Here is a 6,777-nt window from a genome sequence, read left to right on the forward strand (position 1 = left end):
GTACTCACAATGAGCGGCCAATCTGAAAAAAGAATCGCCCCTCGCCCAAGCCGTTGACAGTATAGTTGGCACGAATGACCATATTGTAGAAAGTCACCACGTCCAATCCCAGCCCGGCCCCCGGCAGCAGGCGGTTGCCCAGCTTGGTATTACTCAACTCGGGGTAGTAATTGCGGACGTAACCAAAATCGGCAAAGGAGTTGAGGTAGGCCGTGACGGGAATAGTGCTGAACTGGCGGATGGGAATCCAGGAGATTGTTTTCTCAAAACTGAACAATCGATATTTCAACTCATTGTCCCAAAGGGCAAAATGCTGACCATCGATTACATAGAGTTCATAGCCTCGCACCAAGTTGGATTTGTATCCCAATCCGATCGTCTGAGCGTAGGGCTGCCGCAATGGAGACGAAGCGCGGACAGTAAGGCCGCTATTGAAAAACCAGCGTTTACCTAGGGCATAGTAGCGGTTGTACCAGCCAAAGACCGAAGCCTGATTGAGGTCATCGCCGGGCAACAGCCCCTGTTTGATAGCCGAAATGCCGTATCTGAACCCACGTAGGGGGTACTGCCTGTTATCTCGGCGGTCGTAGCTGAAACTATAGGCAAGCTGAAAGTACCGCTGACTCGACTGACCATCCAGCAGGTAGTTGGGGCTGTGGTGGGCGAAGGTATCGGAAAGTTGGACGTTGATCCAACGAGCATCGAGCAGGTGTAAGCCATAGAATTTGTTCCGCCGGCTCAATTGGGTAAATGCGTAGAACCGCTCCCTATTCAGTTGTTCGCTGTTGAAATAATCCAGTTTGTCGTTCCAGGTGCGGAAGGGGAGCGACTTGTTGGTAGCGTAAGACATCCCAACGGAAATGCCCGTTTTCTTCGCTTTGTCAATGTAAGGATTGGTGTACGAGATTCCGTAGTTCGGCAGGAAGCCAAATTCAGCGGAGAGCCTCAGTTGGTCGGCTCGGCCCGTGATGTTGTTATAATTCATGAAAAGGCCATAGGTAGTGCGTTTCAGGTCGCGGTTGCGGTCATACCACCACTCGTTGAAGTTGCGGTCGGCCAGCGAAAACACGGGTAACACAACCATGTAGAGCCGCTCTTTCACTACCACCCGCACATCTACGGCGCTGCTGTCCTGCTGGCTGGGGAAATACAGCATTTCGACCGTAATGAACAGATTGGTATTGATGATCTTGCGGCGGTCGATCTCCAAACTACCTTCCAGAATGTTACGCGGCAGACTATCGCCGGGCAACACGGCCATTTCACGCAGTATGATGGGCGTCCGGGTGCGGTAGTTTCCCTCCACGCTCACGCTGTTGATCGTGATGATGCGCAGGCTGTCCGGCGTATCCGGCCCGGTAGTTCGGGCGAGCGATTGACTACCTAAGCCTGCCAATCCAAGAATTATGAATAAAAGAAGTCTGATTTGCTGCGACATTCAACGGACGAGAACCTGAAATTCCCCCCTACAACGTAAAAAAGTACCAAAGGTGTCGGTAAAAAAGAGTTTTACCAAAAACTTCGGGTAAAGTACTTACGCAGGAAAACGTCTGAAAGTTGCCCGCCCGGCCTCGCCCGCTGAATTCAAAGCAGACGCAAAACCCCAAACCGCTCGGGACGGTGGAAGTGTGGCTTGGCCCCACTCAGCGTAGGACTCCAGCATTGGAAAGAAGAATTTTCGGGGGTACATTCCCAATTCGGATCAGCCTGTGGCTCTAGGAGCACGATACGGTAAAAGTTAACGCGGTAAACGGAATCAACCGCATCACCAGCCGAGCCGTTGACAAATTTGAGCGGAATGTGCAGCTCGCCCCGCCAGGTGCTGGCGGTAGTTTGGGTGATTTTATGAGAAATGCCGGACTCCTTGGGCGGCACCATCGTCAGTTTTATGCCATCGCCTTGCGGACCGGGATTGTGAACGCTTCCTACAAAGAGTGCATCATTGGGATTGATTTCCAGCTCAATATAGCGGCTCGGTGTAGCTTCGCCCGCGGCGATAAAAATTTCAAACACTTCCTGCTTCCAAAGCGAAGTATTATCCTCTTTGTAGGTATTCTGCCGCCAAAAGGGATTGCCGTGGCACTCGAACTCGACAGTGAGGATGTCCCCATCCTGCCGAAGCCGTACAAGGGTTTCCTGGGTGGCTTCGGCGCCGTCACCGGCCTCGCGGAAGTATTTTTGGGGCAGACTCAGCCAGTGGTGGTCCGGTAAAGTAATCTCGTACGTATCAGCAGTCATGCGGGTTATTCCATTTTCGCTAGTTTGCCCAAGTTGATTTCGTCCAGGGCATCCTTCATTTGATCCATCGAAACCTTACGACCCTTCACGCTCACGATGAAACGATCACCGACCAACACATTCAATTCGCCGTTTTGGCGTTCATTGTCGTATTTTTCGTAAGCCTTATTGCCGTCTATACGGGTAGTTTTCTCGTAGCCCGTAGTCGTTTCCTTGTCCACCTCAGCCATTGCCCAGGCCGCCATGCCCATCATGGCCATGCCGCCCACGCCGCCCGTATCCACGATGTTGATCTCCAGGCGGGAATCCCCTTCCTCGTATTTGGCCTCGGCCTGTGATAGGCTGAATCCCATCGCGCCGTTCTTCTCGCCCGTGGCTTCGGTACGTTCCATGCCGCCCGTAGTTTCGGGTAGCATAGCTTTCAACTCTCGGAAATCCACTGGATCGACGGGGCCGTTCTCCTGCATTTCTTTCGCTTTGTCAGCCATTTGCTGGATGGCCTCCATGGCGTTTTTTGGCTCTTCGACTTCTTCTTTTTCGTCGCTTCCACCGCAACTCCACAGGGAAACGGCCAGGACACTCGTGAACAAAACAAGCTTTTTCATTAGATTGGAGGGTTTAGGTTCAGGAAGCAATTTAAAGTTTTTATTCCAAAAAAAAGAACCCGGCCCCTCCCGTTTCTAGCGAACGGTAAGCCGAGTTCTCTTACTGGTTGGTTCGACCGAGCGAGCTACGCGGTAGCGGGCCGTCGTTCGGGATGGTGATCGTCTCGCCGCGAGCGGACGACCAGGTAGATTCCCAGCAACACCGCCGGAATGCTCAAGAACTGGCCCATGTTCAGCGGCAACGTGTCCTCAAAGTTGACCTGATTTTCTTTCACAAACTCGTACATGAAGCGAAAGACGAAAATCCAGACCAGCCCGATGCCCAGCAGCAGACCGCGCGGCGTGGCGGTTTTGTATTTGTTCCAAAGCGCAAACAGCACGAAAAACAAAATCAGGGACGAAATGGACTCGTACAACTGCGCCGGATGACGCGGGTACTGGCTGTATTCCATGTTTTGCATGAAAATAAAACCCCAGGGTACATCCGTTACTTTGCCGACGATCTCGGAATTCATCAGATTGCCAAAACGGATGAATGCTCCGGCCAGTGCCACCAGAATCATCATGCGGTCGGTGAGCCACAGGAACGTTTGGCCTGTGGACTGGCGTTTACGGGTGTACAGCCACAGAGCCAGCAAAATGCCGATCAGCGCGCCGTGACTGGCCAGGCCTGCGAAGGGCGGGAGGATTATTTCCAATGGGTTTTCAATGAAAACCTGCGGTTCGTAAAAAAGGAAATGGCCCAGCCGCGCGCCCAGTACCGTGGCAGCCACCATCACCAGCGTGAGCGTGTCGATGTCTTCGAGCGGTTTGCCCTCTTTTTTGAAAATGTGCGTCATGATCTGCTGACCGATCAGGAAACCCGCCGCGAACAGCAGCCCGTACCAGCGGATGGTGAAGGGGCCGAAGCCCATGAATTCGGGAATAGTGAAAATGTCGGGACTGACATCCCAGGTAATGTAAGTGAGCATCGATGAGGTCAGGTGTTAATTTTTGCCAAAGGTAAGGTAGTAATTATGAATTATGAATTATGAATTATGACCGGGCTGGCGTTCCAGTTGTGAAATGACATGAAAACTCTACTTATTTCGCTGGTTCGGGTGTATCAGGGTGTGGTGTCGCCTTACTTGCCCAATGCCTGCCGCTACACGCCCACCTGCTCGCAGTACATGATTGAGGCCGTCACGAAACACGGCGCATTCAAAGGCGGATGGCTGGGACTGAAACGTTTCGCCCGCTGCCATCCCTGGGGCGGAAGCGGCGCGGATCCGGTACCGTGATTCAAAATTACCCCCCTATCGCCACCTTTCTGAGAATAGAATCAATAATCGTACTAGTCCGCACGCCGTCGGCTTCAGCTTCGTAGTTGAGCAGGATGCGGTGGTTCATGATGTCGGGGGCGAGTTCCTTGATGTCCTCGGGGAGCACGTAATCGCGGCCTTCGAGGTAGGCCATTGCCTTGGCAGCCAGGTTGAGAAAGATTGTCGCGCGCGGCGACACGCCAAACTGAATGTACCGCGCCTCATCGCGTAGGCCGTAGTCCATCGGGCGGCGCGTAGCGAAGACCAGTTCGATGATGTAGCGTTCGAGCGTGTCGGAAATGTTGACTTTGTTCACTTCGTTCCGAATGGCAAAAATCTCTTCCTTGTCCATTACCGCGTCTACTGAATAATCGAAATTCAGGTCGGCCATGCGGCGCATGACCTCCAGTTCCTCAGCCTTGTTGAGGTAGTCTACGTACACTTTCATCATGAATCGGTCGAGCTGCGCCTCGGGCAGCGGGTAGGTGCCTTCTTGCTCCACCGGATTCTGCGTGGCCAGTACCAGAAACGGACGGTCCAGCAAATAGGTATCGTTACCGATCGTGACCTGCTTTTCCTGCATCGCTTCCAGCAGTGCCGACTGCACCTTGGCGGGTGAGCGGTTTACCTCATCGGCTAAAATAATGTTGGCAAAAATGGGCCCTTTCTTGACTTCGTAATCCCCGATTTTCGGTTTGTAAATCATCGTCCCGATCAGGTCGGCGGGTAGCAGGTCGGGCGTAAATTGGATACGGTGGAAGTTGAGGTGCAATACCTTCGAAAGCGTATTGATCGTCAGCGTCTTGGCCAAACCAGGAACGCCTTCGAGCAAAATATGCCCACCCGTAAACAGGCTGATGAGCAGTCGGTTCAGGAGTTTCTCCTGGCCCACAACTACCTTGCTCATCTCGTCGAGAAGTTCTTTTATTTTGGGGAGGTACATTCAATCATTCACAATTTACTTCCTACTGCCCGCACAAACCGATTTTTGCCGTGGATGTCTTTCAGGATTTCTACTTCTTGGTAATTTCTTTCTTCAAATACCCTGCAGGTTTCGGGACCGTAGTGTTCGTTGATTTCTACGTAGCAGCGTCCGCCTTCTTTCAAATGGTGTTGGCCGAAGTCGGCGATGGCTTTGTAGAAAAGCAGCGGATCGCTGTCTTCTACGAACAGAGCTTCATGCGGTTCGAAGCGCAGCACGTTGGGCCGCATGTGGTCGGCTTCGGCGTAGGTGACGTAGGGCGGATTGCTCACGATGCAGTCGAACTTCTGGATCGCGTCGGGCAACGGGAAGCTCACATTGAGCATATCCTGCTTGTCGAAATGGACATCGGCCATCAGCTGGCGGGCGTTTTCGCGGGCCACCGACAGGGCTTCGTCGCTCACATCCCAGGCATGAACGGTAGCGTGGGGCAGAAAGCGCGCCAGCACGATGGCGATGCAACCGCTGCCCGTACCGATGTCGAGAATAGATGGCTTATCTTCCGGCTCGGCGTAGTCGCGCGTCACCAGCCGCACGAGTTCTTCGGTTTCGGGACGCGGAATGAGTACCGATGCCGACACCTGGAACGTCAGTCCGCAAAACTCAGTAGAGCCGATAATGTGCTGAATGGGTTCGTTGCCGTTGAGCCGCGCTACAATATTGTCCCAGTCGGGCTGCACCTGTGAGTCGGGAATGGGGCGATCCACCAGCACGTCTACGTTGCGCAGGCGCATGTAATGCTCCAAAAGCATGAAGGTGAGCGCCTGGGTTTCTTTGGGCGGATAGGCGTCGATCCGCTGGGTAAGTTGTTTATAAAGTTGCCGGGCCGAGGTCATGGATTGGGCTGATTTCAATTCAGAAGCGGGAAAGTTAGTAATTTTAGCCGGATTGTGGTACGGGCGTCCCGCCCGTTTTCGGAAAATGAAGCAAAAACACAGTGCAAAGAACCAGAATAAAAACCCGAATGCCCCCCAAAGACCAATACATGCAGCGCGCCCTCCAACTCGCCGAATACGGTCGCGGCTACGTCAGCCCCAACCCGATGGTGGGCTGCGTACTGGTCGCCGATGGGCGCGTCATCGGCGAAGGCTGGCACCGGAACTACGGTGGTCCCCACGCCGAAGTACAAGCCGTGCGCGACGCCGAAAAAAGAGGGAACGCAGATTTATTGAAATCCGCCACCGCTTACGTGACGCTGGAACCCTGCTCTCATTTTGGCAAAACCCCGCCCTGCGCCAATCTTTTGATCAATAAAAAAATAAAGAAGGTAGTTGTCGCCAACCATGACCCCAACCCACTTGTAGCCGGACGCGGGCTGACTTTGCTGAAAAATGCCGGAATAGAAGTAGAAAGTGGTATCCTGGCGGAGGAGGGCCAAGAGCTGAACCGTCGGTTCTTTACTTTTTTTTGTAAAAAAAGGCCGTACATCATTTTGAAATGGGCCGAAACCGCCGATGGATTCATCGGCGCAGCGGGCGGTAAACCCATCGCGATCAGCAACGGTTATTCGTCGCAGCGTGTCCATCGCTGGCGTAGTGAAGAGGACGCCATTCTGGTCGGGCGAAACACAGCCTTTAATGACAATCCTCGTCTGAATGTTCGGCATTGGCCCGGCCAAAATCCCGTACGCGTGGTACTTGACCGGAACCTT

General features: G+C 53.3%; 8 protein-coding genes. 2 read left to right on the forward strand and 6 right to left on the reverse strand.

Going from position 1 to position 6,777, the window contains the following annotated elements:
• Nucleotides 1-4 precede the first annotated feature (4 nt).
• From ACEW8P_RS21360 to lgt, 4 genes are all read right to left on the reverse strand, one after another.
• Nucleotides 5-1,396, reverse strand: a complete 1,392-nt coding sequence (locus tag ACEW8P_RS21360; RefSeq protein ID WP_373515098.1) for a BamA/TamA family outer membrane protein — start codon at nucleotides 1,394-1,396, stop codon at nucleotides 5-7.
• A 188-nt stretch (nucleotides 1,397-1,584) separates the two neighbouring features.
• Nucleotides 1,585-2,238 carry a carbohydrate-binding family 9-like protein gene (locus ACEW8P_RS21365; RefSeq protein ID WP_373515099.1) on the reverse strand — a complete coding sequence of 218 codons (654 nt, stop codon included), beginning with the start codon at nucleotides 2,236-2,238 and terminating at the stop codon, nucleotides 1,585-1,587.
• 5 nt (nucleotides 2,239-2,243) lie between these two features.
• A complete protein-coding gene (locus ACEW8P_RS21370) occupies nucleotides 2,244-2,843 on the reverse strand; it encodes a hypothetical protein (protein ID WP_373515100.1) in 600 nt (199 codons plus the stop codon).
• A 125-nt stretch (nucleotides 2,844-2,968) separates the two neighbouring features.
• Nucleotides 2,969-3,814 carry a prolipoprotein diacylglyceryl transferase gene (gene lgt, locus ACEW8P_RS21375; protein ID WP_373515101.1) on the reverse strand — a complete coding sequence of 282 codons (846 nt, stop codon included), beginning with the start codon at nucleotides 3,812-3,814 and terminating at the stop codon, nucleotides 2,969-2,971.
• A gap of 99 nt (nucleotides 3,815-3,913) precedes the next feature.
• On the opposite strand from lgt, the gene yidD reads away from it, so the two are divergent.
• The gene (gene yidD / locus ACEW8P_RS21380) at nucleotides 3,914-4,123 is read left to right on the forward strand and encodes a membrane protein insertion efficiency factor YidD (RefSeq protein ID WP_373515102.1); all 210 of its coding nucleotides are present in this window, start codon (nucleotides 3,914-3,916) and stop codon (nucleotides 4,121-4,123) included.
• A 7-nt stretch (nucleotides 4,124-4,130) separates the two neighbouring features.
• On the opposite strand, the gene ACEW8P_RS21385 is transcribed toward yidD, so the two are convergent.
• The gene (locus ACEW8P_RS21385; RefSeq protein ID WP_373515103.1) at nucleotides 4,131-5,087 is read right to left on the reverse strand and encodes an AAA family ATPase; all 957 of its coding nucleotides are present in this window, start codon (nucleotides 5,085-5,087) and stop codon (nucleotides 4,131-4,133) included.
• A gap of 8 nt (nucleotides 5,088-5,095) precedes the next feature.
• Complete coding sequence (gene prmC / locus ACEW8P_RS21390) at nucleotides 5,096-5,962, reverse strand: peptide chain release factor N(5)-glutamine methyltransferase (protein ID WP_373515105.1); 867 nt, start codon at nucleotides 5,960-5,962, stop codon at nucleotides 5,096-5,098.
• Nucleotides 5,963-6,090: 128 nt separating this feature from the next.
• On the opposite strand from prmC, the gene ribD reads away from it, so the two are divergent.
• The coding region (gene ribD / locus ACEW8P_RS21395) for a bifunctional diaminohydroxyphosphoribosylaminopyrimidine deaminase/5-amino-6-(5-phosphoribosylamino)uracil reductase RibD (protein ID WP_373515104.1) at nucleotides 6,091-6,777 on the forward strand (687 nt) is incomplete at its 3' end.

The organism is Persicitalea sp., from assembly GCF_041751555.1.
GTDB lineage: Bacteria > Bacteroidota > Bacteroidia > Cytophagales > Spirosomataceae > Persicitalea.

Bases quoted from the DNA above. Each gene is read 5' to 3' on its own strand.
- ACEW8P_RS21365 (WP_373515099.1), bottom strand. From the start codon at position 2,238: ATGACTGCTGATACGTACGAGATTACTTTACCGGACCACCACTGGCTG.
- ACEW8P_RS21370 (WP_373515100.1), bottom strand. From the start codon at position 2,843: ATGAAAAAGCTTGTTTTGTTCACGAGTGTCCTGGCCGTTTCCCTGTGG.
- lgt (WP_373515101.1), bottom strand. From the start codon at position 3,814: ATGCTCACTTACATTACCTGGGATGTCAGTCCCGACATTTTCACTATT.
- yidD (WP_373515102.1), top strand. From the start codon at position 3,914: ATGAAAACTCTACTTATTTCGCTGGTTCGGGTGTATCAGGGTGTGGTG.
- ACEW8P_RS21385 (WP_373515103.1), bottom strand. From the start codon at position 5,087: ATGTACCTCCCCAAAATAAAAGAACTTCTCGACGAGATGAGCAAGGTA.
- prmC (WP_373515105.1), bottom strand. From the start codon at position 5,962: ATGACCTCGGCCCGGCAACTTTATAAACAACTTACCCAGCGGATCGAC.